Origin of the sequence: Variovorax sp. YR750 (genome assembly GCF_900109805.1) — a bacterium.
Lineage (GTDB): Bacteria > Pseudomonadota > Gammaproteobacteria > Burkholderiales > Burkholderiaceae_C > Variovorax > Variovorax gossypii.
In genome coordinates this window covers 438811-463530 of record NZ_FOBJ01000002.1, presented here as the reverse complement: position 1 = coordinate 463530, position 24720 = coordinate 438811, and the positions used below count along the sequence as shown (strand labels likewise).

General features: G+C 68.4%; 22 protein-coding genes. 9 read left to right on the top strand and 13 right to left on the bottom strand.

Going from position 1 to position 24720, the window contains the following annotated elements:
- Positions 1-12 precede the first annotated feature (12 nt).
- Both yajC and BMY35_RS05680 read right to left on the bottom strand, forming a co-directional pair.
- Positions 13-342 (bottom strand): preprotein translocase subunit YajC, encoded by a 330-nt coding sequence (gene yajC / locus BMY35_RS05685; protein WP_093196024.1) that lies wholly within the window; start codon positions 340-342, stop codon positions 13-15.
- A gap of 309 nt (positions 343-651) precedes the next feature.
- Complete coding sequence (locus BMY35_RS05680) at positions 652-4278, bottom strand: indolepyruvate ferredoxin oxidoreductase family protein (RefSeq protein ID WP_093196023.1); 3627 nt, start codon at positions 4276-4278, stop codon at positions 652-654.
- Positions 4279-4453: 175 nt separating this feature from the next.
- On the opposite strand from BMY35_RS05680, the gene BMY35_RS05675 reads away from it, so the two are divergent.
- Complete coding sequence (locus tag BMY35_RS05675) at positions 4454-4951, top strand: Lrp/AsnC family transcriptional regulator (protein ID WP_093196022.1); 498 nt, start codon at positions 4454-4456, stop codon at positions 4949-4951.
- A 9-nt stretch (positions 4952-4960) separates the two neighbouring features.
- Here the strand turns inward: BMY35_RS05675 and BMY35_RS05670 are convergent, their stop codons facing one another.
- From BMY35_RS05670 to BMY35_RS05650, 5 genes are all read right to left on the bottom strand, one after another.
- Positions 4961-6637: a M28 family metallopeptidase gene (locus tag BMY35_RS05670; protein ID WP_093196021.1), complete on the bottom strand. Its 1677-nt coding sequence runs from the start codon at positions 6635-6637 to the stop codon at positions 4961-4963.
- Positions 6638-6850: 213 nt separating this feature from the next.
- Positions 6851-7210: a hypothetical protein gene (locus tag BMY35_RS05665; protein WP_093196020.1), complete on the bottom strand. Its 360-nt coding sequence runs from the start codon at positions 7208-7210 to the stop codon at positions 6851-6853.
- Positions 7211-7315: 105 nt separating this feature from the next.
- Entirely contained in the window at positions 7316-7699 is a 384-nt protein-coding gene (locus BMY35_RS05660; protein ID WP_093196019.1) for a roadblock/LC7 domain-containing protein, read from the bottom strand.
- Positions 7696-8238: a GTP-binding protein gene (locus BMY35_RS05655; RefSeq protein ID WP_093196018.1), complete on the bottom strand. Its 543-nt coding sequence runs from the start codon at positions 8236-8238 to the stop codon at positions 7696-7698. Before BMY35_RS05655 ends, BMY35_RS05660 begins: the two co-directional genes overlap by 4 nt.
- A 12-nt stretch (positions 8239-8250) precedes the next feature.
- Positions 8251-8886 (bottom strand): hypothetical protein, encoded by a 636-nt coding sequence (locus BMY35_RS05650; protein ID WP_093196017.1) that lies wholly within the window; start codon positions 8884-8886, stop codon positions 8251-8253.
- 263 nt (positions 8887-9149) lie between these two features.
- Here BMY35_RS05650 and BMY35_RS05645 point away from each other — a divergent pair, with 263 nt between their 5' ends.
- The 3 genes from BMY35_RS05645 (at position 9150) to BMY35_RS05630 (ending at position 12543) form a co-directional block, all read left to right on the top strand.
- The gene (locus tag BMY35_RS05645) at positions 9150-9914 is read left to right on the top strand and encodes a basic amino acid ABC transporter substrate-binding protein (RefSeq protein WP_093196016.1); all 765 of its coding nucleotides are present in this window, start codon (positions 9150-9152) and stop codon (positions 9912-9914) included.
- Positions 9915-9998: 84 nt separating this feature from the next.
- The gene (locus tag BMY35_RS05640; RefSeq protein ID WP_093196015.1) at positions 9999-10769 is read left to right on the top strand and encodes an amino acid ABC transporter permease; all 771 of its coding nucleotides are present in this window, start codon (positions 9999-10001) and stop codon (positions 10767-10769) included.
- Between the two features lie 148 nt (positions 10770-10917).
- The gene (locus BMY35_RS05630) at positions 10918-12543 is read left to right on the top strand and encodes an MFS transporter (protein ID WP_093196013.1); all 1626 of its coding nucleotides are present in this window, start codon (positions 10918-10920) and stop codon (positions 12541-12543) included.
- A 20-nt stretch (positions 12544-12563) separates the two neighbouring features.
- On the opposite strand, the gene BMY35_RS05625 is transcribed toward BMY35_RS05630, so the two are convergent.
- The 6 genes from BMY35_RS05625 to BMY35_RS05600 are packed head-to-tail and all read right to left on the bottom strand — an operon-like array spanning position 12564 to position 17761.
- Positions 12564-12878 carry a cytochrome C oxidase subunit IV family protein gene (locus tag BMY35_RS05625; RefSeq protein WP_093196012.1) on the bottom strand — a complete coding sequence of 105 codons (315 nt, stop codon included), beginning with the start codon at positions 12876-12878 and terminating at the stop codon, positions 12564-12566.
- Between the two features lie 8 nt (positions 12879-12886).
- Positions 12887-13591 (bottom strand): heme-copper oxidase subunit III family protein, encoded by a 705-nt coding sequence (locus tag BMY35_RS05620; RefSeq protein WP_093196011.1) that lies wholly within the window; start codon positions 13589-13591, stop codon positions 12887-12889.
- Between the two features lie 11 nt (positions 13592-13602).
- On the bottom strand, positions 13603-14232 hold the full coding sequence (locus tag BMY35_RS05615) for a cytochrome c oxidase subunit 3 family protein (RefSeq protein ID WP_093196010.1): 630 nt from the start codon (positions 14230-14232) through the stop codon (positions 13603-13605).
- Positions 14229-16007, bottom strand: a complete 1779-nt coding sequence (ctaD, locus tag BMY35_RS05610; protein ID WP_093196184.1) for a cytochrome c oxidase subunit I — start codon at positions 16005-16007, stop codon at positions 14229-14231. Before ctaD ends, BMY35_RS05615 begins: the two co-directional genes overlap by 4 nt.
- A 26-nt stretch (positions 16008-16033) precedes the next feature.
- Positions 16034-17194 (bottom strand): cytochrome c oxidase subunit II, encoded by a 1161-nt coding sequence (locus tag BMY35_RS05605; protein ID WP_093196009.1) that lies wholly within the window; start codon positions 17192-17194, stop codon positions 16034-16036.
- 42 nt (positions 17195-17236) lie between these two features.
- Positions 17237-17761 carry a DUF1269 domain-containing protein gene (locus BMY35_RS05600; protein ID WP_093196008.1) on the bottom strand — a complete coding sequence of 175 codons (525 nt, stop codon included), beginning with the start codon at positions 17759-17761 and terminating at the stop codon, positions 17237-17239.
- Positions 17762-18009: 248 nt separating this feature from the next.
- Here BMY35_RS05600 and BMY35_RS05595 point away from each other — a divergent pair, with 248 nt between their 5' ends.
- The 5 genes from BMY35_RS05595 to BMY35_RS05575 all read left to right on the top strand — a co-directional run bounded on the left by BMY35_RS05595 (position 18010) and on the right by BMY35_RS05575 (position 24667).
- The gene (locus BMY35_RS05595; protein WP_093196007.1) at positions 18010-20622 is read left to right on the top strand and encodes an autotransporter family protein; all 2613 of its coding nucleotides are present in this window, start codon (positions 18010-18012) and stop codon (positions 20620-20622) included.
- A 171-nt stretch (positions 20623-20793) separates the two neighbouring features.
- A complete protein-coding gene (locus BMY35_RS05590; RefSeq protein WP_093196006.1) occupies positions 20794-21615 on the top strand; it encodes a creatininase family protein in 822 nt (273 codons plus the stop codon).
- Entirely contained in the window at positions 21612-22427 is an 816-nt protein-coding gene (locus tag BMY35_RS05585; RefSeq protein WP_093196005.1) for an ABC transporter ATP-binding protein, read from the top strand. The genes BMY35_RS05590 and BMY35_RS05585 overlap by 4 nt, the downstream gene beginning before the upstream one ends.
- Positions 22405-23292 (top strand): ABC transporter permease, encoded by an 888-nt coding sequence (locus tag BMY35_RS05580; protein WP_176947407.1) that lies wholly within the window; start codon positions 22405-22407, stop codon positions 23290-23292. The genes BMY35_RS05585 and BMY35_RS05580 overlap by 23 nt, the downstream gene beginning before the upstream one ends.
- The gene (locus tag BMY35_RS05575) at positions 23282-24667 is read left to right on the top strand and encodes an FAD-binding oxidoreductase (RefSeq protein WP_093196004.1); all 1386 of its coding nucleotides are present in this window, start codon (positions 23282-23284) and stop codon (positions 24665-24667) included. Before BMY35_RS05580 ends, BMY35_RS05575 begins: the two co-directional genes overlap by 11 nt.
- Positions 24668-24720: the final 53 nt, after the last annotated feature.

Sequence of the window (24720 nt, the reverse complement as noted above, 5' to 3'; positions counted from 1 at the left end):
CAGCTCACGCTTTTATTTGACGGTGCCCTTGGGCAGGACCTGCACCACGGCGCTGCGCTGGATCTTGATCTCGACGCCGTTGGCGATCTCGAGGCCCAGGTACTGGTCGTTCAGCGAGGTGATCTTGCCGAGCAGGCCGCCGGCGGTGGCGACTTCGTCGCCCTTGGCCAGGGCCTCGATCATGGCGCGGGCTTCCTTCTGGCGCTTCATCTGGGGCCGGATCATGACGAAGTACAGCACCACGAACATCAGCACCAGGGGCAGCATGCTGCCGAGCGAGGACATCATGTCGCCGCCGCCTGCAGCGGGCGCGGTCTGGGCGAAAGCAGAGGAAATGAACAAGAGAGTCTCCAGCAGAGGGAAGAAGAGAAAAGAAAACGTGTGGGAGCGCGGGTCACGCCCGCGGTTCCTTGGGCTTCGCCGCCACGCGGGATGCGGGCTGCAACTCAAAGCGCGGCGGGGCCTGGCCGCGCACAGCACCGGGCATTGTATTCGGCGCGGATGCCGGCTCCGAGCGCTTATCCGGCGCAGTGGGGAGGGCTTTCGAGCTGTCCCGGGAGCCGGCTTTTTGCTACGGTTTCAATAGCAAAGGGCGCCCGAGGGCGCCCTTTGCATGGTCCGCCGGCCCTTGGGGCTCCGGCGCCCCCGGGGTCAGGCCGCCGCGCGTGGCGCCTGCTGCGGGTTGCGCCAGCGGGTCATCAGCTCGCTCCAGCGGGTGCGGGCGGCCGCCAGGTTGCGATCCTTCACGTGGCCGTAGCCGCGGATCTGCTCGGGCAGCCCGGCGATCTCCAGCGCCAGCGCGTGGTTGTCGGCGCGCAGGCCGCCGATCACTTCCTCGATGCTGGCGCGGTACTCGCCGATCAGCGCGCGCTCGGTCCTGCGCTCCTCGGTGCGGCCGAAGATGTCGAGCCCCGTGCCGCGCAGGCCCTTCAGCTTGGCGAGGAACCTGAAGCCCGTGAGCATCCAGGGGCCGAACTTCTGCTTCTGCAGCTGGCCCTTGGAGTTCTTCTTCGCGATGATCGGCGGCGCCAGGTGGTAGTTGAGCTTGAAGTCCTTGCCCATCTGGCCCTCGAACATGCCCTCGATGCGGCCGAGGAAGGCAGGGTCGCTGTGCAGGCGGGCGACCTCGTACTCGTCCTTGTACGCCATCAGCTTGAACAGGTAGCGCGCCACCGCCTCGGTGAGCGCCGTGCTCTTGCCCACCGCCGCCTCGGCCCGCTGCACCTTGCCCACGAACTGCTTGTATTCGTCGGCGTAGGCGGCGTTCTGGTAGCCGGTCAGGAACTCCGCGCGGCGCGCGACGATGTTCTCGACCGACTCGCGCTTCTTGAATTCGATGACCTGGCCCGGACGCACGCGCTTTTGCAGCTCTTCCGGCCGCACCGCCGCCTGGCGGCCCCATTCGAAGGCCGCCTTGTTGTTATCGACGGCCACCGCATTCAGCTCGATGGCGCGCATCAGCGACTCGTGCGCCAGCGGGATCCAGCCCTTCTGCCAGGCGTAGCCCAGGATCATCGGGTTGACGTAGATGGTGTCGCCCATCAGCGCGGTCGCGGTGGCGTCGGCATCGAAACTGCCCACGCCGTCGGTGCCCACGGCGCGCACGATCTCGGCCGCGCAGGCTTCTTCCGGGTTCTTCCAGTTGGCGTTGCGCACGAAGGCGGCCGTCGGCGCGCTGTGGCTGTTGAGCGCCACGTGCGTGCGCCCTTCGCGCATGCGCGCCATGGTCTCGGCGTTCACCGTGACCAGCGGGTCGCAGGCCAGGATCAGGTCGGCCGCCGCCGTGCCCACGCGGGTGGTGCGGATGTCGTCCTGCGTGTCGCCGATGAGCACGTGACTCCAGGTGGCACCGCCCTTCTGCGCGAGGCCGGCTGCATCCTGCGTGACGATGCCCTTGGCCTCGATGTGCGCCGCCATGCCCAGCAGCTGGCCGATGGTGATCACACCGGTGCCGCCGACGCCCGCCACCACCACGCCCCAGACCCTGCCGCCTTCCAGCGACGGGATCGACGGCTCGGGCAGCAGGCCGAACTCGGCCGGCGTGGCCGCCTTGTTCTTGCCCTTCTTCTTCAGCTGGCCGCCCTCGACCGTCACGAAGCTCGGGCAGAAGCCCTTCAGGCAGCTCATGTCCTTGTTGCAGCTGCTCTGGTTGATGGTGCGCTTGCGGCCGAACTCGGTCTCCAGCGGCTCCACGCTCAGGCAGTTGCTCTGCACGCTGCAATCGCCGCAGCCTTCGCAGACCAGCTCGTTGATGACCACGCGCTTGGCCGGGTCGACGGCCGTGCCGCGCTTGCGGCGGCGGCGCTTCTCGGTGGCGCAGGTCTGGTCGTAGATGATGGCCGTGGTGCCGGGAATCTTGCGGAACTCGCGCTGCACGTCGTCGAGCAGGTCGCGGTGCTTCACCTGAACGTGCTCGCCGGGAATGGTCACGCCCTCGTACTTCTCGGGCTCGTCGGTGACGATGACGACCTTGGCCGCGCCCTCGGCATGCAGGCTCTCGGCGATCTGCAGCACCGAGTGGCCCTCGGGGCGCTCGCCCACCGTCTGGCCGCCGGTCATGGCCACCGCGTCGTTGTAGAGGATCTTGTAGGTGATGTTCACGCCCGCCGCGATGCTCTGGCGGATGGCGAGCAGGCCGCTGTGGAAGTAGGTGCCGTCGCCCAGGTTCGCGAAGATGTGCTGGTCGGTCGTGAAGGGCTGCTGGCCAACCCACGGCACGCCCTCGCCGCCCATCTGCGTGAAGCCGATGGTGGAGCGGTCCATCCAGGTCGCCATGAAGTGGCAGCCGATGCCGCCCATCGCACGCGAGCCCTCGGGCACCACGGTGCTGGTGTTGTGCGGGCAGCCCGAGCAGAACCAGGGCTGGCGCGTGGCGTCGGCCACGCCGGTGGAGGCCTGCTGCAGCACCATCGAGCGCTCCTTGGCCTCGAGGATGGCGAGCTGGGCGTCGATGCGCGCGGTCATGTCGGCGCCGGCGGCGGCCAGCAGGCCGGTCTTCTTCAGGCGCGTGGCGATGGCCTTGGCGATGAGCGCCGGGTTCAGGTCGGCGTTGGCGCGCAGCAGCGTGTGCGAGGTCGGATTGGGCATCGACCATTCGCCGCCCGAGTAGCCCTCGGCCGCGTGAACCTCGCCCTCGTCGAACTTGCCGACCACGTTGGGCCGCACGTCGGAGCGCCAGTTGTAGAGCTCTTCCTTGAGCTGGTATTCGATGACCTGGCGCTTCTCCTCCACCACCAGAATTTCTTGCAGGCCGGTGGCGAACTGGCGCGTGAGCTGCGCCTCCAGCGGCCACACCACGCCCACCTTGTGCAGGCGGATGCCGAGCTGGCGGCAGGCCGCGTCGTCCAGGCCCAGGTCGATGAGCGCCTGGCGGGTGTCGTTGTAGGCCTTGCCGCTGGCCATGATGCCGAAGCGGTCGTTCGGGCCCTCGATCACGTTGTGGTTGAGCCGGTTTGCGCGGATGTAGGCCAGCGCGGCGTACCACTTGTAGTGCATGAGCCGGGCTTCCTGCTCCAGCGCATGGTCGGGCCAGCGGATGTGCAGGCCGCCGGGCGGCATCTCGAAGTCGGTGGGAATGACGATCTCGACGCGCTCGGGGTCGATCATGGCCGTGGCGCTCGACTCGACGATCTCCTGGATCGTCTTCATGCCCGACCACACGCCCGCGAAGCGGCTCATGGCGAAGGCGTGGATGCCCAGGTCGAGGATTTCCTGCACGTTCGCCGGGAAGAACACCGGCGTGCCGCAGGCCTTGAAGATGTGGTCGCTCTGGTGCGCGGCGGTGGAGCTCTTGGAGATGTGGTCGTCGCCCGCCACCGCGATCACGCCGCCGTACTGGGTGGTGCCGGCCATGTTGGCGTGCTTGAACACGTCGGAGCAGCGGTCCACGCCCGGGCCCTTGCCGTACCAGATGCCGAAGACGCCGTCGAACTTGTTGGTGCCCTGCGGGGAGAAGCCCAGCTGCTGGGTGCCCCACAGCGCGGTGGCGGCCAGCTCTTCGTTCACGCCGGGCTGGAAGACGATGTTCTGTTCCTTGAGGAACTTGCTGGCCTTCCACAGCGCCTGGTCGTAGCCGCCGAGCGGGGAGCCGCGGTATCCGCTGATGAAGCCGGCGGTGTTCTTGCCGGCCTGCTTGTCGCGCAGTCGCTGCAGCATGGGCAGCTTCACGAGGGCCTGGACGCCGCTCATGAAGGCGCGGCCGTAGTCGAGGGAGTACTTGTCGTCGAGCGTGACGGTTTCTAGGGCCTTGCGAATGTGCGCGGGTAGCGGTGCATTCATGTCGTCTGTCTCCGTTTGGCAGGGCCTCGTGGGCCTGGCTGTTTCTGGGTCTGTGCCCGGGTAGGGCACGAGCCCATGATCCCGCAAAGTGTATGCCGGGGTCCGCGACAGGTGTTTGCGTTCTTTGCCGGGAAAAACGCGTATCCAGAAAGAATCTTGCTTAACATCGGCATCCATGGAAAGCATTGACAAGTTCGACCTCGCGATCCTGCAAGAACTGCAGGCGGACGGCCGCCTCACCAACGCCGAGCTTGCGCAGCGCGTGGGCCTGTCGGCCGCGCCGTGCTGGCGCCGGGTGCGCGCGCTGGAGGAGGCCGGCTTCATCAAGGGCTACCACGCCGAGATCGACCGCCACAAGATCGGCCTGGGCGTGCTCGCGTTCGTGCGGGTGGACACCGAGCGCGTCACCCACGAGGCCACGCGCAAGCTGGAGGACGCGATCCGCAAGCTGCCCGACGTGATCGCCTGCCACTACATCAGCGGCACCGGCACCTTCGAGCTGCAGGTGGTGGCGCAGGACCTCGACAGCTTCTCCGCCTTCGCGCGCCAGCACCTCATGAACCTGCCGAACGTGAAGGACCTGCACACCAGCTTCTCGCTGGGCGAGGTGAAGGCCAGCAGCGCGCTGCCGCTGGCGCACCTGGGCGGTGGCGCCCGGCCGCGCGCGGCCTAGGTCCCTGGGTCAGCGCCGCTCGGCCCGGCTGGCCTCGCGGATCGCGCGGAATTCCGAACCCTGCCCCCACTCCGGCCAGCGCCGGCTGTTGGCCAGCGTCTCGCCCACGCGGTAGAGCAGCGGCAGGTCGTGCGCCATGCCGGCGAAGGACCAGTCGGCGCGCCATTCGTCGGCCGGCTGGTGGTAGCGCTCGGCGGTGTAGGCCTTGCCGGCCGCCTCGCCGGCCGCGAGCCCGCCTTCCACCAGGTCGTTGCCCGAGGCGAAGGACAGCGCGGGCACGCCGCGCTTGGCGAAGGAGAAATGGTCGGAGCGGAAGAAGTAGCCGGCCTCGGGGTGCGGATCGGGCGCATAGGCCAGGCCGAAACCCCTGGCCTGCTCGACCAGCAGGTCCTGCAGCTGCGAGACCGCGCTGCCCGAGGTGCTGAAGTTGCGCGCCGTGCCCTCGGGGCTGAGCGCGTCCATGTTGATGACGGCCACCGTCTTCGCGAGCGGGTACAGCGGCCTGGCTCCGTAGAACTCGGAGCCCAGCAGCCCGCGCTCCTCGGCCGTCACCGCCAGGAAGACCACCGAGCGGTCGGGCCTGGGACGCGCGCCTGCGAAGGCGCGACCCATCTCGATCAGCGCGGCCAGGCCGGTGCCGTTGTCGACGGCGCCGTTGTAGATGCGGTCGCCCTTCGCATCGGGCGCGCCGACGCCGAGATGGTCCCAGTGGGCGCTGTAGATCACCGTCTCGCCCGGGTGCCTGCGGCCCTCGATGCGGCCCACCACGTTCTTCGAGACGATCACCTGCCGGTCGATCGCGTACTCGGCCGACAGGCTCGCGTCCTTCAGCACCTGCGGCTGGAACTCGCGCGTCTGCGCGAGCTTCTTCTGCGCCTCGAAGTCCAGTCCCGCGCGGCGCAGCAGCTCGACGGCCACGTCGCGCTGGATCCAGGCCTCCAGCTTCGGATGCACGGCCGCCGGCTTGTCGCGCTCGATGTCGAGCATGGTCGCGGTGTTGGAATTCTTGACCGTGGCCCAGCCGTAGGCGGCGGGGGCGGTCTCGTGCACGATCAGCACGCCGAGCGCGCCGCGGCGCGCGGCCTCCTCGAACTTGTACGTCCAGCGGCCGTAGTAGGTCATGGCCTTGCCGCCGAAGTCGCCGCTTCCGGTTTCGAAATCGGGGTCGTTCACCAGCACCACGGCGATCTTGCCCTTCAGGTCGACGCCCTTGTAGTCGTCCCAGCGCCGCTCGGGCGCGCTGACGCCGTAGCCCACGAAGACCAGCGGCGCCTGCTGGATCGAAACCGCGGTCGAGCCGTCGAGCGCCGCGCGCACCGCGATCTGCTCGCCCTGCGCCAGCGCGTCGCGCTGGGCGCCCACCTGCAGCGTGATCTGCGGCGTGCCGCGGAACTCGGTCTTCACCAGCGGCACCGATTGCGTCCACGCGCGCCGTCCGCCTTCGAGATCGCCGCCGGGGGCGAGGCCGGCGGCCTTGAACTGGGCGACGAGGTAGTCGACCGTCTTCGCTTCCGCCGGCGTGGCGGGCGCGCGGCCCTCGAAGTCGTCTCCGGAGACCGTCTTCACGATCTGCGAGAGGCGCTGCGGATCGAAGACCGGCACCGCGGGATCGGCCGCCAGCGCGCTCGCGGCGCTCCATGCGAGACCGATGCCACAGAGAAGAAAGGCGGGCCGGAACGTCTTCATGCAAGGCTCCTCGACAGCAAAGTCCCGGATGCTAGCCAGCGGGCACCGGCCGTATCGCGATGCCCTTCATCCCGCCCGGAGAACCTTAGTTAGCCCGCCCGCGCGAAGGAACCCAAAGGGACGCAAAAGAAAAAGGGCCGGCCCCCGCGAGGGAGCCGGCCCGGCAATCCAGGCCGCGTACGGCCGGCAGCGCGGGCTCAGGTCGGAAGGCCGTCAGAAGGCCATTTCCTTTTCGACTTCCTGCAGCTTGCGGCGGGCCAGCGCCAGGTTCGACTTCGCCTTGTCCAGCACGAAGTAGATGAACACGCCTTCGTGCCGCGCCATCGGGCGCAGCAGGTGGTATTGCTTGCCGAGGGTGATCAGGATGTCCTCGATGCTGTCGTTCAGGCCGAGGGCGCGCATGGTCTTGAGCTTGGCGCGCATCACCTCGGTGTTGCCGGCGGCGGCCACTTCCAGGTCGACGCCGGTGCCGACGGAGCCCAGCATCATGCCGCTGGAGGAGTCGACCACGGCGGCGCACAGCGCGCCGTCGGCGGTCAGGAGGTTTTCGAGGCTGTTCTGGATCGAGGCCATTTCAATGTTTTCCCAAGGTTCGGTTGCTCATGCGAATGAAGGAGTGAGGCGAGGGCGTCGCATGCAACCCGTCCGCGCCTGTGGTTCGATCCGGCCGGCGGCCGCTCATGGCGCCTCGAGCGCCCGCACGCAGGCCGCGGTGCGGTACATCGCCTGGGCCAGCACCGCGCCGGCGCCGGCGATGACGTTCACCACCAGTTCGGTCTCCCCGTTGCGTACCGGGCTGACGAGCGCGAAGCCGTTGTCGGTGGCGACCGTGATGCAGGTGCAGCGGCCCAGCCGCGCCTCCTGCGCCGCGACGGCGCCGATGGCGCAGATCGAGCTGGCCATCGCGGCGATGCGCGCGGGCTCGATGTCGCGCTGGCTCGCGCTGGCGATCTCGAAGCCGTCGGGCGTGGCGATCACCACGGAAACGATGCCGTTCACGTCCTCGAGCACGCGCTGCACCTCGTCCGCGGCGCGCAGCCTGATGGCATGGGGAATCCTCATGGCGCGACCTCTTCGTCGAGCGCCTCGATCTGCATCAGCAGCATCTCTATCAGCGAGACGACGTCGTCCCTGCGGCGCGGATCGATCTCCAGCACGGGCAGCACCAGCCCGCGAGCGGCCAGCGCGCGCGCATAGTCGTCGAGCGTGGGAAGGGGGTGCGTGGGCAGGCGGTTGATGCCGAGCGCGCAGGGCATCTTCTCGAGCGCGCCCGCGAAGCCGTCGAGGTAGGCCGCCAGGTCGGCGAGCGGATCGGGCCGGCTGTTGTCGATGAGGATGGCGAAGCCCAGCGCGTCGCGCACCAGGATCTTCCACATGAAGTCGAAGCGGGCCTGCCCCGGCGTGCCGTACAGGCGCAGCCGGTCGCCGTTGTCCAGCGTCACCTGGCCGAAGTCGAGCCCGACGGTGGTGGTGGCCTTGGCGACCGAGGCGTCCGCATTCGCGACCTCGGTGCTGATCGGCGGGGTTTCGCTGATGGCGGCGATGGCGGTGGTCTTGCCCACGCCCATCGGGCCCGTGAAGACGAGCTTGTAGTCCCTCATGGCGGCCTCCGATCAGGCCAGCCCGAGGCGCTGGCGGATGCGCGAGAGCAGGCCCTGCTTGCGCCGCGCGGCATCGCCGCCGGCCCGCGCGCGGGAAGGCACGGGGGCCTCCCCGGCCCAGGCCAGGGCGCCTTCGCCGTCGAGCAGGCCGAGGAAGGTGCTGCACACCTCGACGTCGACGCGGCCGAGCACGCTGAGGCTTTCCGCCGACTGCGTGCTCCTGGCAAGCGCGGCCGCCAGCCGGGCGAAGGCCGGATGGCGCCGCAGGGTCGCCTGCGAGGGCCAGCGCACGAGCGAGGCACGCATGCCGGCCGGGCGCTGCGCGGCACGAGCGGCATCGCCCAACGAGGTACCCGGCCCGACCTGGTTGAGCAGTTCGACCAGTTCCTCCGCATAGATGGGCCGCGCCAGCGCGCGGCTGCCGCTCGCGGCGGCGGCATCGCCGCGGCTCACCATGGGCACCACGAAGCGTGCCCTGAGCGACTGCCATTCAGAGGCTGGGAAATCGCCGTCCATCAGCAGCAGATCGCAGGATCGCGATTCGCTGACGGTCCAGCGCGAGCGGAGATTGGAGCTGAGGCGCACGATGATTCTCAGGAGCTCGACCTCAACCTGAGGGAGCCCCATGACGCCCAGAACGAGAGACATACCTTCTTCTTCCCTGATTACTTGTTTTCAAAGGTTTGCCATTGTTATTCCTGTTAACTATTGGTGTATTGCAAATCGGGGCAACGCTTGAAATTGGGGCTGGCAACGAGAAGAAATCCACAGCGTTTGTTAACAGGGAGGGCGTCGGCGCCACATCCGCGCAGGCCGTGATGCAACCGGGGGCCCGCGGCCGGGAGCCTAAAATCCCGCTCCTTTGCCCTTTTCGGGCGGCCTTAGCCATCACTTCCCGGGAGATACACCCCATGAACCGCATCCGGCGCGCCCTGTCGCTCGTTCTTCTTTCCGCCAGCGCGGCCTTCACGCTCGGCGCCCAGGCCCAGAACCGCGAGCTGATCGTGGCCTCCAGCGCCACCTACGCCCCCTTCGCCTTCGAGAACAAGGACAAGCAGATCGTCGGCTTCGACATCGACATCATCAATGCCATCGCCAAGCAGCAAGGCCTGAAGATCAAGATCGTCAACACGCCCTTCACCGGCATCTTCGGTGCGCTGAACAACGGCGACGTCGACCTCGTGATCTCGGGCGTCACCATCAACGAGAAGCGCAAGCAGAGCTACGACTTCACGCCGCCCTACTTCGCGGCCCGCCAGCTGATCGCGCTGCCGAAGAACAGCAAGGTGGCCTCGCTGAAGGACCTGGCCGGCAAGAAGATCGCCGTGGTCAGCGCCTCCACCGCCGACGACATCGCATCGCGCGAGTTCGGCAAGACCAGCCCCGACATCCGCCGCTTCGAGAGCACGCCGCTCATCATTTCCGAGCTGGCCGGCGGCGGCGTCGATGCCGCCATGGGCGACAACGGCGTGATCGCCTACCGCGTGGCGCAGAACCCCGAGCTGAAGACGCTGGACGACAAGTCCTTCCCCGAAGAAGGCTTCGGCATCGTCGTGAAGAAGGGCGACAAGCCCCTGCTCGACAAGCTCACCGCCGGCCTCGCGGCCATCCGCGCCGACGGCAGCTACGTGACGATCTACAAGAAGTGGTTCAACAAGGACCCGAACGTGCGCTGAGCCGCACGGCATTTCACCGAACACGGCCGCCCCAACGCGGCCGTTTCGTTTTCCGTTGATCGATGAGAGTTTGAGGACGCAAGCATGGAACAACCAGTGCTGCTTTTCGGATGGTTCCGCTGGGACATCCTCGTGGAATACAAGGACCTGTTCTGGCAGGGCGCATGGATGACGCTGCGCATGACGGTGGTCTGCGTGCTGCTGGGCGCGAGCTGGGGGCTGTGCCTCGCGCTCGCGCGGCTGGCGCATCCGCGCCATGCGCCATGGACCTGGGTCGCGCGCTTCTTCCTGCGCTGGCCGGCCACGGTGTACGTGAGCTTCTTCCGGGGCACGCCGCTGTTCGTGCAGATCCTCCTGATCCACTTCGCGGTGATGCCGGTGTTCATCCACCCGACCTCGGGCATCCTGATCGACGGCGAGCTCGCGCGCACGCTCAAGCAGGAGCACGGCGCTCTCATCTCGGGCGTGGTGGCGCTCACGCTGAACTCGGCTGCCTACATCTCCGAAGTGTTCCGCGCCGGCATCCAGTCGATCTCGCGCGGGCAGTTCGACGCGGGCCGCTCGCTGGGCTTCTCGCCCGCGCAGGTGATGCGCTACGTGGTACTGCCGCAGGCCTTCCGCCGCATGCTGCCGCCGCTGGGCAACAACGCCATCGCGCTGCTGAAAGACACGTCGCTGGTCTCCGCCATCGGCCTGGCCGAGCTGGCCTACGCCGCGCGCACCGTGGCCGGCGCCTATGCGCGCTACTGGGAGCCGTACCTCGCGATCTCGGTGATCTACTGGGTGATGACGCTGATCCTCACGACGATGCTGCGCCGCCTGGAGCACCGCCTCGCGCGTAGCGACAGAGCCTAGGCACACCCCCAGGCTTCGCGCACTTCGTGTCGCTTCGCCACCCCCCTTGCAGGGGGCAACACCTGAGGCCCGGCAAAGCCGGTTCCTCGGTGTTCGCGGAAGGACCAGATCGCCAGGCCCGCAGGCGCCGGGGCCAAAATAGCGCCACATGCCGCCCATATCCCCCGAAGAGACGCCCATCCCCGCCGCGAGGCCGCAGCCGACGAAGTTCGCGGCGCTCGTGCCCCTGAAGCTCCCCGTGTTCCGCATGCTGTGGAGCACCTGGCTCGTCGCCAACATCTGCATGTGGATGAACGACGTGGCCGCCGCGTGGATGATGACCACGCTGACCTCCTCGCCGATCTGGGTGGCGCTGGTGCAGTCGGCCTCCACGCTGCCGGTGTTCCTGCTGGGCCTGCCCAGCGGCGCGCTGGCCGACATCCTCGATCGCAGGCGCTGGCTGGTGGCCACGCAGTTCTGGCTGGCCGGCACCGCCATCGTGCTGTGCGGCGCGCTGGCGCTCGACCTCATGACCGCGCCGCTGCTGCTGGCGCTCACCTTCGCCAACGGCATCGGGCTGGCGCTGCGCTGGCCGGTGTTCGCGGCCATCGTGCCCGAGCTGGTGCCGCGGCCGCAGCTGCCGGCGGCGCTGGGGCTGAACGGCATTGCCATGAACGCATCGCGCATCGTCGGCCCGCTCACCGCCGGCATGCTGATCGCGAGCGCGGGCAGCATCTGGGTGTTCGCGCTGAACGCGGTGCTGTCGGTGGCCTCGGGCTTCGTGGTGCTGCGCTGGCGACGCGAGCACACGCCCAACCCGCTGGGCCGCGAGAAGCTCATCAGCGCGATGCGCGTGGGCGTGCAGTTCGTGCGGCAGTCGCAGCGCATGCGCGCGGTGCTCACGCGCATCACGATCTTCTTCTTCCACTCGACCGCGCTGCTGGCGCTGCTGCCGCTGCTGGCGCGCAACCTCCAGGGCGGCGGCGCGGGCACCTTCACGCTGCTGCTGGCCGCCATGGGCGCGGGCGCGATCGTGGCGGTGCTGTTCCTGCCGCGGCTGCGCCAGGCGCTGGGGCGCGACCAGCTGGTGCTGCGCGGCACGCTGCTGCAGTCGGGCGCCACCGCCGTCATGGCCTTCGCGCCGAATGCGTGGATCGCCGTGCCCGCGATGTTCTTCGGCGGCATGGCGTGGATCACGGTGGCCAACTCGCTCTCGGTGTCGGCACAGCTCGCGCTGCCCGACTGGGTGCGCGCACGCGGCATGTCGATGTACCAGATGGCGATCATGGGCGCGAGCGCGATCGGCGCGGCCATCTGGGGGCAGGTGGCCACGGTCACCTCGCTGGTCGCCAGCCTCGGCGTGGCCGCCGTCAGCGGCACGCTGCTGATGCTCGTTGCGCTGCGCTGGGTGACCGACGTGAGCGGCGAGGACGACACCAGCCCCGCGCAGGCCGGCTGGGCCGTCGGTCCGCCCGCGGAGGCGCCGGAGGAAAACGGCCGCGTGGTGATCACCGTCGAATACATCATCGAACCCGCGCGCGCCGCGGCTTTCCACCTCGTGATGCAGCAGACGCGTCGCGCGCGCCTGAGCCAGGGCGCCATCGGCTGGGAGCTGCTGCACGACATCGCGCAGCCCGAGCGCTACGTCGAGCAGATCGTCGACGAGTCGTGGACCGATCACCTGCGCCGCTTCAACCGCGCCACCGCGAGCGACATGGCGCTGCGCGAACGTCGGCTCGCCTTCCACATCGGCGAGACGGGGCCGGTGATCACGCGCTACATCGTGCGGCGCTGAAGGGCCAGCCGCCACCGTCCTCAGTGGAAGAACAGCAGCCGCGTCAGGAAGGTATGGCCGGCCTCCGCCGCCATCAGCCCGACCAGGACCAGCAGGCACAGGGGCGGCAGCAGGATGGCATAGACCAGCGCCAGCCGCTCCCAGGCCATGTGCATGAAGACCGCGACGATCAGCCCCGCCTTCAACAGCATGAAGGTGATGATCAGGGCCCAGCGCAGGTACCCCTGGAAATGGAAGTAGTCCACCAGGTACGACATCGTGCTGAGCACGAACAGCAGACCCCAGATCCTGAGATAGAGGCCGATCGGATGTTGCTGGCCGGTAGCGGGGTTCATGGTCGTCCTCACCAGAGATAGAACAGCGCGAAGATGAACACCCACACCAGGTCGACGAAATGCCAGTACAGGCCGGCGATCTCGACGATCTGGTAGTTGCCGGCCCTGTCGTAGTCGCCGCGCATCAGCTTGAAGGCCACGGTGAACAGGAAGACCACGCCGGCCGACACATGCAGCCCGTGAAAGCCCGTGATCATGAAGAAGGTCGAGCCGAACTGCGCCGCGCCCATCGGGTTGCCCCAGGGCCGCACGCCCTCCTCGAGGATCAGCTTGGACCACTCGAAGGCCTGCATGCCGACGAAAAGTTCGCCCAGGGTGCCGGTCACGAGCATCAGGGTGGCGGCGTTCACGCGGTCGCGACGGTAGGCGAAATTGACGGCCATCGCCATCGTGCCGCTGCTGCTGATGAGCACGAAGGTCATGATCGCGATCAGCAGCAGCGGTACGTCGGCACCTCCGACATGGAGCGCGAACACCTCGCTCGGGTTGGGCCACGGCACGGTGGTCGAGACGCGCACCGTCATGTAGCCGGTCAGGAAGCAGCTGAAGATGAAGGTGTCGCTGAGCAGGAAGATCCACATCATCGCCTTGCCCCACGAGACGTGGAACGCCTGGCGATCGGAAGACCAGTCGGCGACCAGCCCGCGCCAGCCGCTCGCGGCGGCGGCGACGGCCGGGTTCGATGGCGTTGCCGCGATCGTCGACGTGTTCATGGGACGCCTCCTCAGGATGTGCCGCAGACGAAGCGCGCCACCTCCGGCGTCACCCAGCCCAGCAGCCCGAACAGCACCAGCCACACCGCCAGCATGAAGTGCCAGTAGCGCGCGCACAGCGCGACGCGCCACGCGGCTTGGGCAGGATCGACCCATGCGACGCGCGCCGTCCATGCCCACCCGACCAGCCCACCCGCCAGGTGGAGCCCGTGCATGGCGGTCAGCAGATAGAAGAAGCTGCCCGCCGGATTGCCGGCCGGCATCACCTGCGCGCTCCAAAGCACCTGCCAGGCCCACAGCTGCACGCCCAGGAAGGCCGCGGCGCAGAGGCCACCGGCCAGCAGCAGGCGACGGCTGCGCGTCGACCCGGCGTCGCGCGACGCGGCAGCTGCCCATTGCAGCGCCACGCTGCCCCCGACGAGCAGCGCCGAGCTGAGCCAGAGCTGCCACGGCAGCGCGATCGTCATCGAGTCGTCGCCGCTCATGCGCATCACGTAGGCCACGATGAAGAGGGAAAACAACGCGGTGGCCACGCCCATGAAAACCCACAGGCCGATGCTGGCCGCGCTCGCGTTCGCGTCGCGAGGACCACCGCCGCGGCCGGCGCCGCGCACGCCCAGGGAGGCGATGCCCGGGTTCATGCCGGTGCCCCTCGAACCCCGCCCTGGCCCTGCTGCGCTCCGGGCTCCTCGCCCCCGGCTTGCGGCGGTGCGTTCTGCGCGACGAAATCCTCCGCCGCACCCGGCACCCCGTAGGCGTAGGCCCACCTGTAGACCACCGGCAGCCGGGGGCCCCAGTTGCCGTGAGCCGGCGGCGTTTCGGGTGTCTGCCATTCGAGCGACGCGGCACGCCACGGATTGGCGTCGGCGCGCCGGCCGCGCCAGGCGCTCCAGGCGCTCCAGGCGAGATTGGCGATGAAGATCAGCTGGCTCACGCCGACGATCAGCGCAACCACGGTGATGAACGTGTTCAGGCTGAATGCCGACTGCGGAATGAACTTGTAGCCGTCGAAGTTGTAGTAGCGCCGCGGCATGCCCAGCACGCCGAGGTAGTGCATCGGGAAATAGATCGCGTAGGTGCCGAGGAACGTGATCCAGAAGTGCAGCCGGCCGAGCCGGTCGTCGAGCATTCGGCCGGTGATCTTGGGAAACCAGTGGTAGATGCCGCCGAACACCACCAGCAGCGGCGCCACGCCCATCACCATGTGGAAGTGCGCCACCACGAAATAGGTGCCGGAAAGCGGAATGTCCACGCTCACGTTGCCGAGGAAGAGCCCGGTCAGCCCGCCGATGACGAAGGTGCACACGAAGGCCAGCGCGAACAGCATCGGCACCGACAGGTGGATGTCGCCCCGCCACAGCGTCAGGAGCCAGTTGTAGACCTTGATCGCGGTGGGCACCGCGATGACCAGCGTAGTGGTCGCGAAGAAGAAGCCGAAGTACGGGTTCATGCCGCTCACGAACATGTGGTGCGCCCAGACCACCACGCTGAGTCCGCCGATGGCCACGATGGCCCACACCATCGTGCGGTAGCCGAAGATGCTCTTGCGCGCGTGCACGCTGATCAGGTCGGACACGAGGCCGAAGGCCGGCAGCGCCACGATGTAGACCTCGGGATGGCCGAAGAACCAGAACAGGTGCTGGAACAGCAGCGGGCTGCCGCCCTTGTAGTTCGTCACCTGCCCCATCGACACCAGCGCCGGCATGAAGAAGCTGGTGCCCAGCGTCCGGTCGAGCAGCAGCATCACGCCGCTGACGAACAGCGCCGGAAAGCCGAGCAGCGCGAGGATGGTGGCAACGAAGATGCCCCACACCGACAGCGGCATGCGCAGCAGCGTCATGCCTTCGCAGCGCGCCTGCAGCACGGTGGTCACGTAGTTGAGGCCGCCCATCGTGGTCGCCACGATGAAGATGAGCAGCGAGACCAGCATCAGCACGATGCCGCCCGCATGGCCCGGCGTGCCGGGCAGGATCGATTGCGGCGGATACAGCGTCCAGCCCGCGCCGGTGGGGCCGCCCTCGACGAAGAAGCTCGCCATCAGGACCACGACCGAGAGCAGGTAGACCCAGAAGCTCAGCATGTTGAGGTAGGGGAAGACCATGTCCCGCGCCCCCACCATCAGCGGAATCAGGTAGTTGCCGAAGCCGCCGAGGAACAGCGCCGTGAGCAGGTAGATCACCATGATCATCCCGTGCATGGTCACGAACTGGTAGTAGCGCTCGGCGTTGATGAACTCGAACTGGCCGGGAAAGCCGAGCTGCAGCCGCATCAGGTTGGACAGCACCAGGCCCACCACGCCCACCGCGATGGCCGTGCAGGCGTACTGGACCGCGATCACCTTGTGGTCCTGGCTCCAGACGTAGCGGGTCAGGAAACTGCGCGGCGCGGGGTGCCCCGCGTTGTCGGCGTGGGACACGGCGTGCCCCGTGGGCGAGGGATGGTTCATCGCGCGGCCTTCTGTTCGGGGGCGGCCTGCGCCGGCGGGCTGCCGAGACTCTGGATATAGGCCACCAGCGCGGCCAGTTCCTCGTCGCTCAGCTCGATCCTGGGCATGACCGGCGGGAAGCCCTTCACCTGGCGGGCCTGCGGATCCCGGATGAAGCTGCGCAGATAGGCGTCGTCGACCAGCGCGGTGGAGCCGTCCGACATGGTTTCGGTCTTGCCGTACAGGCCCTTCCAGGTCGGTCCCACTCGCGCGCTGCCATCGACCGTATGGCAGGCCACGCAGCCCTTGGCATCCGCCAGCGCGCGGCCCTGCTGGACACGCGCGCCGCCGCCGGCCGCCGCGGCGTCCGCCGGGAGCTCGGGAGCCTTGGCCTGCGAACTGGCGAAGGTCGGCAGCGCGGCCTGCCAGGCCCTGTAGCTCGCCGGGTCCTCAACCACCACGAAGCCGCGCATGTTGGGATGACCCACGCCGCACAGCTGCGCGCAGAGCGCTTCGTAGTTGCCCGCGACGGTCGGCGTGAACCAGAAGCGGCTGACCTGCCCCGGCACGATGTTCATCCGCGCGCGGAAGGGCGGGACGAAGAAGTCGTGCAGCACGTCGTTCGAGCGCATCAGCACCAGCACCGGCGTGCCGAGGGGCAGATGCACCTCGTTGCCGGCGACCAGGAGATCGTCCTGCCCGGCCGGGTCGCCGGGATCGATCCCGAACGGATTGGCGGCGCTGACGAAGCGCGCATCGGTCGCGCCCAGCTTGCCGTCCGCACCCGGGAAGCGGAAGCGCCATTGCCACTGCTGGGCCAGCACTTCCAGCACGAGAGCGTCGCGAGGCTCCTTCACATAGTTCGCGTACACCACGAGGCCGGGCGCCAGCAGCGCCATGATGCCGACGGTGGTGCCGCCGATCAGCCAGCGCTCGAGCTTCCTGCTCTCGGGTTCATGCGCCGCGCGGTGCCCCTCGCGATGACGGAAGCGCACCAGCGTGTAGGCGATGAACACGTTGATGACGACGAAGAAGAGGCCCGTGATCACCAGCGTGATGGTCAGGGTGTCGTCCATCTGCCGCCAGTTCGAGGCAAGGGGTGTCGTCCACCACGGATTGACGACGTGAAACAGCACCGAGGCTGCCACGATGAGCAACAGGGCGACGGCCATGATCATGTGCAGCCCCTCGGTTCGTCATCGGTTCAGGGGTGCGGGGGCTCATGCGCTCGAGCGCAGCGCCGGGACTTGCGGCTCCTCGCCCTCGAACCGGGCTTCGGGATGCGCGGACTGCAGCAGCGCCTCGATGTCCCGCACGCGCGAACGCGGCAAGTCCACCATCAGCAGGATCCGGCCCTGCGCAATGGCACTCTCGAAGCGCCGCAGGCGTGGACTCGGGATGGAAATGCCGATCATGCTGGCCGACCAGGCGCCGACCACGCCACCCAGGATGGCCAGCAGCACTGCCACCTCCCATTCGGGGTCGTCGCCGACGATCGGGAAGAGCAGCGCGGCCACGAGGCCGAAGACTGCGCCGCAGGCGCTGCCGACCACCAGCCCGGTCTTGGCTGCGTGGACGAGGTCCGAGGTTTGCCACACGTTGGCCGCATGGAGCCCGGTCATGTCCATGCCTTCCGGCCCGGTGAAATGAATGCGCGCGATGTCGACGCGCGCCCGCACCAGATCGTGCATCACGCTCCTGGCGCTGGCCAGGTCCGGCATCAGCCAGTAAATGCGTCTTTTCATAGCATCCCCTTTCCGTCTTGCGACGAGACAAGGATCCATGGGTGACTTATATGCCCAAGGGAAGCCGGTATCAAGCGGCGTGCACAGAGCCTATTTCGGCCAAGCGGAATCAGCGGGCGGCATCCCGGTCTTCTTCCGCTCGGGGGCTCCGACGAATACGGAAGTTCATCGGTTTCTGAATTGCCGATTCCCCTGAATAATGGGTCGCTCCCGACCCCACGGCCGCGAACAAGAACAAGAGGAGAGACATGCACCTCGAGCGCCCGACCCGATCGTCACGCCGCACTCCGGCGCACCCCATCCCCTTGTTCGTGGCCGCCCTCGCGGGGCTGGCTGGCGGCGCCGCGAACGCGGCATGCGACCCCACCGCCACGCCGGGCACCGGCGACAGCGTGATCTGCAGCGGAACGACCGCCGGCTCGGACAGCGTGATCGCAACGCCGGGCAGCACCGGCGTGAGCATCACGGTGGACAACGGCGCCACGCTCACCACCAACGCCACGCAGGCGCTGCTGGTGCGCGACGCCAGCACCATCACGAACAACGGCACCATCACCGTCTCGGGCGGTTCGGGCTCGGCGCGCGCGGCCATGGTGGCCACGGGCAACGACAACACAATGACCAACAACGGCACGATCCGCACGACGAGCAGCGGCACCTCGGGCATCCTGGTCACGTCGAACAGCAGCACGCGCACGCTCATCACCAACAACGGCAGCATCTCCACCGCGGGCGGCAGCTCGCACGGCATCTCGACACTGGGGCCGGGCAACACCGTCGTCAACAACGGCAGCATCGCGACCAGCGGCAACTCGGCCAAGGGCGTCTACCTGCAGGGCGGCAACCTCGTGGCCAACCTGCTGGTGAACACCGGCAGCATCGCCACCACCGGCGCCAACTCGCCCTCGGGCGGCGCCGATGCGGTGCATGCGAACACGCTGGGCACGAGCTTCTTCTCGCGCGTGGAGAACCGCGCCGGCGCCACGCTGTCGAGCGCCAACGGCTACGGCTACCGCGGCCAGAACGGCAACGACACACTGGTCAACGCCGGCACCATCGAGGGACACGGCGGCGCGGGCAACACCGACGCGATCTACATGGGCGCGCTCGGCCTCGGCACGCTGATCCTGCAGACCGGATCGGTCATCCGCGGCGGGGCCGACGGCGGCGTCGGCAAGACCGCCAGCACCTTCCTCGAAGGCAGCGGCACCGTCGACAACGCCTTCCGCAACTTCCAGAACCTCACGATGCGCGGCACCGCGTGGTCGTGGCTGACCGACGCGAACTTCTCCGACTCTGTGCGCGTGGAGTCCGGGCGCTTCACCCTTCCGGCCACGCTCACGAGCCCCGTCATCACCGTGCTTCCCGGCGCCACGGTGGCCGGCACCGGCACTTTCGCCGGCAACGTGACCAACCAGGGCACGCTGCTGCCAGGCCCGAACGACGGCACGAACTTCGGCGCCTTCACCGTGCGCGGCAACTACTTCGGCGGCAGCGGCGCGCTGATGCAGGTCAACACCGTGCTGGCGGGCGACAACTCGCCGTCCGACAGGCTGGTGATCGACGGCGGCACCGCCTCGGGCGCCACCAGCCTGCGCGTGGTCAACCGCGGCGGCATGGGCGCGCCCAGGCTGGCCGACGGCATCCTGGTGGTGCAGGCCGTGAACGGCGCCACCACGGCCGACAGCGCCTTCTCGCTGACCCAGGCGGTGGAAGCCGGTGCCTACAGCTACCGCCTCTTCCGCGGCGGCGCGACCGGCGGCAACCCCGACAACTGGTACCTGCGCAACAACGGCTACCTGGTCGACGGCCATGTGGTGGGCTCGCTGGAAGAGGCGATCGAGGAGGCGGAAGCCTCGGGCAGGCCGATGCCGGTGGAGCAGGTCAAGCTCTACCGCCCCGAGATTCCGCTCTACAGCGCGCTGCCGATCGCGGTGCGCCGCCTCGGGCTGGCGCAACTGGGCACCTTCCACGACCGGCAGGGCGACCAGCAACTGCTCGCGAACGACGCGGAAGACACCGGCAGCGAAGGCCGGCAGGCCTCGTGGGGCCGCGTGTTCGGCGAGAGCACGCGCCAGCGCCTGCGCGGCGACGCGAATCCGCAGTTCGACGGCAGCGTCAGCGGCCTGCAGCTGGGCCACGACTTCCTGGCCGCCACCGACGCATCGGGCGGACGCCATCGCGTCGGCGTGCTGGGCGGCTACACGCGCGCCAGCGGCAACGCGAGCGGCATCGCCGACGGCGCCACCAACGAGGCGGTCGGCCGCATCACCGTGGAGGGCTACAGCCTGGGCGCCTACTGGACCCGCATCGCGAGCAGCGGCTGGTACAGCGACGCCGTGCTGCTGGCCACCCGCTACAAGGCCGATGCGCGCTCCACGCTGGGGCGCGGCGGCCGTCCGCACGGCACCAGCGTGACCGCGTCGATCGAGGCCGGCTACCCGCTGGCGCTGAGCGACAGCGTCACGCTGCAGCCGCAGGTGCAACTGATCTGGCAGCGCAGCTCGCTCGACAGCTTCGACGACGGCATCTCCTCCGTGCGCTTCCAGCGCGACAACGCCGTCACCGGCCGGCTGGGCGCGCGGCTCGAAGGCCGCTTCGAGGCCGGCGGCGGCGTGTGGAAGCCGTACCTCAAGCTCAACCTGTGGCACACCTTCAGCGGCAGCAACGCGATCTACCTCGGGCCCACCGACCAGGTCGTCAATCGCCGCAACTCGGGCGCGCTCGAGGCGGGCGGCGGCATCGTGGGGCAGCTGAACAGGAAGCTGGCGGTCTACGGCGGCCTGGCCTACACCAGCGCCGTGGGCAACACCCAGCAGACCGGCTGGCAGGGGCAGGTCGGGATGCGCCTGCGCTGGTGAAGGCAGCGGCGGTTTGCCCGTGAATGGTCAATTTTTGACCAACTGGGTGAATTTGATGGCACGCGGCTTGCATGAGTGAAAATCGCCGGGTATCCACGGATAGCCTGTCTTTTTTGACCGTATGGATAATTTAAGCCACCGCCACAACAGGCGCCACGAGGTACCACCGCGATGAATCCGCCTCCCCTGCGCAGCCGCTTCTGGTCCGACCTGACCAGCGAAGAGTTCTCCCGCCTCGACCGCGAACGGCTAATCGCCGTGCTGCCGGTGGGAGCCACCGAGCAGCACGGTCCGCATCTGCCGATGTCGACCGACACCGCCACCATCGACGGCATGGTGCGCGCCACGCTGCCGCACCTGCCCGACGACCTGCCGGTGCTGTTCCTGCCCACCGTGCCCTACGGCAAGAGCAACGAGCACTCGCGCTACCCCGGCACGCTCACCGTGTCGGCGAACACGCTGATCTCGATGTGGAAGGACATCGGCTCCTGCGTCGCCAAGGCCGGCGTGCGCAAGCTGGTGCTCTACAACAGCCACGGCGGCCAGATGAGCGTGATGGACATCGTCGCGCGCGACCTGCGCGAGGAGCACGACATGATGGTCGTGGCAGCCAACTGGTACACGCTGGGCCTGCCCGAGGGCCTGTTCACCGCGCACGAGGGCAAGCACGGCATCCACGCCGGCGACCTCGAAAGCTCGGTGATGCTGCACCTCACGCCCGACTACGTGCGCCGCGACCAGTTCCAGAACTTCAGCTCGATGACCGAGCAGCTCGCCGCGGAGAACAAGTTCCTCTCGATCACTCCCAGCGGCAAGCTCGGCTGGCAGATGCACGACATCAACCCCGCGGGCGCCGCCGGCGACGCCACGCGTGCCACCGCAGAGAAGGGCGCCGCCGTGCTCGACCACGTGGGCCGACGCTTCGTCGAGCTGCTGCAGGAAATCGACCGCTTCCCGCTCTCGCGCCTGGCCAACCAGCCCGCCTGGAAATGAGCGCCGACGCCACCACCGCCGCCAGCGCGCCGCTGGTCAGCCTGCGCAACGTCAGCAAGCGCTTCGCCAACGGCACGCTCGCGCTGCAGGGCATGTCGCTGGACATCGGCGAGCACGACTTCATCAGCTTCCTCGGCCCCTCGGGCTGCGGCAAGAGCACGGCGCTGCGCCTCATCGCGGGGCTCACGCGCCTGAGTTCGGGCGACATGCACTGGTCCGGTGCCGCAGCCGCAGGCAACAAGAACGGCAAGACAGACCGCGACCTGGGCTTCGTGTTCCAGGAACCCACGCTCATGCCCTGGGCCAAGGTGTTCGACAACGTCTGGCTGCCGCTGAAGCTGGCAGGCACCAGCCGCGACGCCGCCGCGCCGGTGGTGAAGCAGGCGCTGGAGATGGTCGGCCTCTCGCGCTTCGCCGACGTGTACCCGCGCGAGCTTTCCGGCGGCATGAAGATGCGCGTGTCGATCGCCCGCGCGCTGGTCACGCACCCGCGCCTGCTGCTGATGGACGAGCCCTTCGCCGCGCTCGACGAGATGACGCGCATCAAGCTCAACAACGACCTGCTGGCCATCTGGCGCGAGCACCGCTTCTCGGTGGTGTTCGTCACGCACAGCGTGTACGAGTCGGTGTATCTGTCGAACCGCATCGTGGTGATGGCGGCGCGGCCCGGCCGCGTGATCGACGAGATCCGCATCGACGAGCCCTACCCGCGCGGAGAAGACTTCCGCACCTCGACCCGCTACAACGCGCACTGCACCGCGGTGTCGCAATCCCTGCACGGAGCCCTGCATGGCGTCGACATCGATCACTGAACCCGCCGTCGCCGTCACGGCAGATGCGGACGCGGCACCCTCCGAGGCCTCGCTGCGCGCGCACGAGGACCGGCTGCGCCGGCGCGAGTCGATGCTGCGCATCGTGGTGCCCGCGGCCATCGTCGCGCTGCTGCTGCTGGCGTGGGAATGGACCGTGCGCGCCAACAACATTCCGCACTACATCCTGCCCGCGCCCTCGCTCATCATCCGCACGCTGTTCGACAACTGGGAATCGCTGTCGAGTGCGCTGTGGTTCACGGTGAAGCTCACGCTGCTGGCGCTGGTCGCGGCCATCGTGGGCGGCGTGCTGCTGGCCATTGCCTTCGCGCTCTTCAAGTGGGTGGAGATCGGCCTGTTCCCGATCGCGGTGATCCTGCAGGTCACGCCGATCATCGCGATCGCGCCGCTGATCCTGATCTACGTGTCGAGCACCACGGCGGCGCTCTTGCTGTGCGCGTGGATCGTGGCCTTCTTCCCGATCCTGTCGAACACCGTCATCGGTCTGAAGAGCGCCGACAGCAACCTGCGCGACCTGTTCCAGCTCTACAAGGCCTCGCCCTGGCAGACCTTCCGCTACCTGCTCGCGCCCAGCGCGCTGCCGTACTTCATGGCCGGCCTGAAGATCGCGGGCGGCCTGAGCCTGATCGGCGCGGTGGTGGCCGAGTTCACGGCCGGCACGGCGGGCAAGGAGACGGGGCTGGCCTCGCGCATCCTCGAATCGAGCTTCCGCACCGAGATCCCGATGATGTTCGCGGCGCTGCTGCTGGTGTCCTTGCTGGGCATCGTGATCTTCATCGTGTTCGCGGCCCTGTCTCGGCTGGTGCTCGGCCACTGGCACGAAAGCGAGATGCGTCGTGAACGCTAGGACTCCAACCCCTGCACCGGCCGTCGACTGGGACGCCGTGCGCGAGGACCTGCGCGGCCTCAACGTGATCACCGCGCCCGGCCAGCGCAAGCAGCTGTCGAAGGACTTCTACTGGTACAGCCCCATCCTCACCGCGCAGCTCGCGGGCTGCGTGGCCGACCTCGTGGTGAAGGTCGGCACCGAGGACGACGTGCGCCAGGCCGCGGCCGTGGCCGCGAAATGGAAGCTGCCGCTCACCGTGCGCGCGGGCGGCACCGGCAACTACGGCCAGTGCGTGCCGCTCGAAGGCGGCATCGTGCTCGACGTGACGCAGATGTGCCGCGTGCTCGACATCCAGCCGGGCAGCATCCGCGTCGAGGCCGGCGCGCGCATGCACGACATCGACCTCGCCGCGCGCGAGACCGGGCAGGCGCTGCGCATGTGGCCCTCGACCTGGCATGTGGCGTCCATCGGCGGCTTCATCGCGGGCGGCTTCGGCGGCATCGGCTCGTTCCGCCACGGCATCCTGCGCGACCCCGGCAACCTGCTGCGCGCGCGCGTGATGACGGTGGAGCGCGAGCCGCGCGTCATCGAACTGCACGGCGACGAGATCCAGCAGGTGCACCACGCCTACGGCACCAACGGCGTGATCCTCGACGTGGAAGTGGCGCTGAGCCCCGCCGTCGACTGGGTGCACTGCACGGTGCTGTTCGACACGTATCGCGGCGCGCTCGACTTCGGCATCGCCGCGCAGGCGCCTTCGCTCGACATCTTCCTGCTGTCGACGGTGGAGGCCCGCTTCTCGCCCTACTACACGGCCATGCGCGACCGCTTCCCGGCCGACCGGCATGCGGTGTTCGCGATGGTCTCGCCCGAATCGATGGCGGACTTCCGCGCGCTCGCCGCGGCGCAGGGCGGCACCATCTCGGTGGCCGGCACCGAGACAGAGCTGCTCGCCGACGGCCTGCCGCCGGCCTACGAGTGCGCCTTCAACCACACCACGCTGCAGGCGCTGAAGGCCGACCGCAGCTGGACCTACCTGCAGGTGGCCTACGCCCAGCCCTTCGACCCGGCCGTGGTCGAGCGGCACCTGCAGATCTTCGGCGACGACGTGCTGCAGCACCAGGACTTCGCGCGCGCCAACGGCGAATGCGGCACCTTCGGCATCCTGCTGGTGCGCTGGAAGGGTGAGGCGCACCAGTACGAGGTGATCCGCGAGATCGAATCGCAGGGCGGCTGCGTGATCTTCAACCCGCACGTCGTGACCATCGAGGACGGCGGCATGAAGACCATCGACACGCAGCAGATCGAGTTCAAGAAGCGCAGCGACCCGATGGGCCTGATGAACCCCGGAAAAACGCGCGGCTGGCGCCCCGACATGGCCGTCGGGCGCTGAAAAGCCTTAGTCTCCGCATCCCGTACTTTTCAACGAAACCTCCACAGGAGCAC

What these genes read in the sequence shown, in the direction of transcription:
- BMY35_RS05595 (WP_093196007.1), top strand. Translation starts at nt 18,010, where the DNA reads ATGCACCTCGAGCGCCCGACCCGATCGTCACGCCGCACTCCGGCGCAC.
- BMY35_RS05680 (WP_093196023.1), bottom strand. Translation starts at nt 4,278, where the DNA reads ATGAATGCACCGCTACCCGCGCACATTCGCAAGGCCCTAGAAACCGTC.
- BMY35_RS05615 (WP_093196010.1), bottom strand. Translation starts at nt 14,232, where the DNA reads ATGAACCCGGGCATCGCCTCCCTGGGCGTGCGCGGCGCCGGCCGCGGC.
- BMY35_RS05605 (WP_093196009.1), bottom strand. Translation starts at nt 17,194, where the DNA reads ATGATCATGGCCGTCGCCCTGTTGCTCATCGTGGCAGCCTCGGTGCTG.
- BMY35_RS05600 (WP_093196008.1), bottom strand. Translation starts at nt 17,761, where the DNA reads ATGAAAAGACGCATTTACTGGCTGATGCCGGACCTGGCCAGCGCCAGG.
- BMY35_RS05590 (WP_093196006.1), top strand. Translation starts at nt 20,794, where the DNA reads ATGAATCCGCCTCCCCTGCGCAGCCGCTTCTGGTCCGACCTGACCAGC.
- BMY35_RS05650 (WP_093196017.1), bottom strand. Translation starts at nt 8,886, where the DNA reads ATGTCTCTCGTTCTGGGCGTCATGGGGCTCCCTCAGGTTGAGGTCGAG.
- BMY35_RS05630 (WP_093196013.1), top strand. Translation starts at nt 10,918, where the DNA reads ATGCCGCCCATATCCCCCGAAGAGACGCCCATCCCCGCCGCGAGGCCG.
- BMY35_RS05580 (WP_176947407.1), top strand. Translation starts at nt 22,405, where the DNA reads ATGGCGTCGACATCGATCACTGAACCCGCCGTCGCCGTCACGGCAGAT.
- BMY35_RS05665 (WP_093196020.1), bottom strand. Translation starts at nt 7,210, where the DNA reads ATGGCCTCGATCCAGAACAGCCTCGAAAACCTCCTGACCGCCGACGGC.
- BMY35_RS05670 (WP_093196021.1), bottom strand. Translation starts at nt 6,637, where the DNA reads ATGAAGACGTTCCGGCCCGCCTTTCTTCTCTGTGGCATCGGTCTCGCA.
- BMY35_RS05645 (WP_093196016.1), top strand. Translation starts at nt 9,150, where the DNA reads ATGAACCGCATCCGGCGCGCCCTGTCGCTCGTTCTTCTTTCCGCCAGC.
- BMY35_RS05675 (WP_093196022.1), top strand. Translation starts at nt 4,454, where the DNA reads ATGGAAAGCATTGACAAGTTCGACCTCGCGATCCTGCAAGAACTGCAG.
- BMY35_RS05625 (WP_093196012.1), bottom strand. Translation starts at nt 12,878, where the DNA reads ATGAACCCCGCTACCGGCCAGCAACATCCGATCGGCCTCTATCTCAGG.
- BMY35_RS05620 (WP_093196011.1), bottom strand. Translation starts at nt 13,591, where the DNA reads ATGAACACGTCGACGATCGCGGCAACGCCATCGAACCCGGCCGTCGCC.
- BMY35_RS05585 (WP_093196005.1), top strand. Translation starts at nt 21,612, where the DNA reads ATGAGCGCCGACGCCACCACCGCCGCCAGCGCGCCGCTGGTCAGCCTG.
- BMY35_RS05655 (WP_093196018.1), bottom strand. Translation starts at nt 8,238, where the DNA reads ATGAGGGACTACAAGCTCGTCTTCACGGGCCCGATGGGCGTGGGCAAG.
- BMY35_RS05660 (WP_093196019.1), bottom strand. Translation starts at nt 7,699, where the DNA reads ATGAGGATTCCCCATGCCATCAGGCTGCGCGCCGCGGACGAGGTGCAG.
- BMY35_RS05640 (WP_093196015.1), top strand. Translation starts at nt 9,999, where the DNA reads ATGGAACAACCAGTGCTGCTTTTCGGATGGTTCCGCTGGGACATCCTC.